Source organism: Kitasatospora sp. NPDC007106, assembly GCF_040634455.1.
In the GTDB taxonomy this organism is placed as follows: domain Bacteria; phylum Actinomycetota; class Actinomycetes; order Streptomycetales; family Streptomycetaceae; genus Kitasatospora; species Kitasatospora arboriphila.
Genome location: NZ_JBEYFP010001196.1, coordinates 1 through 1,468 on the forward strand (window position 1 = coordinate 1; position 1,468 = coordinate 1,468).

Annotated in this window: 2 protein-coding genes and 1 pseudogene; 2 read left to right on the top strand and 1 reads right to left on the bottom strand. The window is 74.2% G+C overall.

Annotation, left to right across the window (positions count from 1 at the left end; translation table 11 throughout):
• A partial coding sequence (locus tag ABZ641_RS37085) for a GNAT family N-acetyltransferase (RefSeq protein ID WP_359988975.1) occupies positions 1-457 on the bottom strand: 457 nt, incomplete at its 3' end.
• Positions 458-671: 214 nt separating this feature from the next.
• Here ABZ641_RS37085 and ABZ641_RS37090 point away from each other — a divergent pair.
• Together ABZ641_RS37090 and ABZ641_RS37095 are read left to right on the top strand one after the other, a co-directional pair.
• Positions 672-938 carry a metal-sensitive transcriptional regulator gene (locus tag ABZ641_RS37090; protein ID WP_263107000.1) on the top strand — a complete coding sequence of 89 codons (267 nt, stop codon included), beginning with the start codon at positions 672-674 and terminating at the stop codon, positions 936-938.
• Between the two features lie 76 nt (positions 939-1,014).
• Positions 1,015-1,468, top strand: a pseudogene (locus tag ABZ641_RS37095) (hypothetical protein); the annotation flags it as partial.

Consider the following 1,468-nt stretch of genomic DNA (forward strand, 5'->3'; position numbering starts at 1 on the left):
CGGGGGCCCGTCGGTCCGCGAGGGCCGAACGGTGCCGCGGCACCGTCACCCGGGCCGTGTAGGTCGCCGGCCCGTAGCCGAACCGGCGGTAGATCACGGCCTCGGAGGCCAGCAGCACGGAGAGGAACTCCCCGCGGTCGCGCAGGTCGGTGAGCTGATGCCGCATCATCGCCGTGAGCACGCCCCGCCGCCGGTGCGAGGGCAGGACGCCGACGGCGGTGACCCCGGCGGCCGGGGCCAGGACCCCGCCGGGCAGGGTCAGCTCGAAGGAGTACGCGCCGGCGGTGCCGACGGGCCGCCTGTCAGGCGCCAGGGCCATGAGGTTGCGGTCCATCTCCAGCGCAGCCCACCAGACCCCGCCGCCGTCGACGGGGGTCTCCGGGAACCGCCCGAACGCGGCGTGGAGCGTGTCGACGAAGACGTCCAGGTCCTGGTCGTCGGTGGGACGGATGTCCATGGCTGGCGCTGCCTCCCCGGCTACCGGCACCACGGCGGTGTGGTGCCCCGCCACAGTGCAGCCGCACGGCGGTCCGTGGTCAACCGGATTTCCGGCAGGGGCGGACGGCCCCGGACCCGGCCGTCGGGCGGGGCCGCCCCCCGGCGGGCGACTCCGGACGTATACCCCACGGGGTACACTGGGCTTTTCGAATCGAAGCAGTGGAGGTGCAGCAGTGCAGGTCGACGACGATTCGGTCGGTGCGGTCCTCAACCGCCTCCGCCGGGCCCAGGGCCAGCTCGCCGGAGTCATCGCGATGATCGAGGCCGGGCGCGACTGCAAGGACGTCGTGACCCAGCTCGCCGCGGTCTCCCGCGCGCTCGACCGGGCCGGGTTCAAGATCGTGGCCAGTGGCATGCGCCAGTGCATGGCCGCGGCCGACGGCGACACCCCGCCGATGACCGAGGCCGAACTCGAGAAGCTCTTCCTCGCCCTCGCCTGACCGGCGCTGCCGCGGGGAGGCCGTCGCGGAGGGTCCCCGGCAGGCCGTCCGTCGGGCGGCGCGCGACGATGGGGGCATGGACGGGAGCGTTTCGCCCGGCCCGGGCCGCCCATCGCCCGCGCTGCTCGACACGATGGCGAACCTGGCGCGGTTCCACCGTGAGCACGAGGAGTTCTACGCCTCGGCGCCCCGGGAGCAGGCCGTGCTGCTGCAGCGCGACGCGAGGACCCTGTTGGCCCTGGCCGACCGCTGGTCCGCGGTCCGGCCGGCAACGCCCTCGCCGCTGAACCCGTTCGAAGGCGCCGAGGACCTCACCTCACCGGTGGGCATCCAGCTCCGCGGTGTCCTCTTCATGGAGGGCGAGGACGAGCCGGTCGAACTCGCCCTTCTCAAGCGGGATCTCGTGCGGACCGCGGACGACCTGGGGTCGGGTGCCCGCTGGCTCGCCGAGGCGATGCAGGCATCGTGGGACAGTGCGCGGGCGCTGCTCGACCTCCCCGGCTTCGCAGACCTGCTGGGCGAGCGGCACC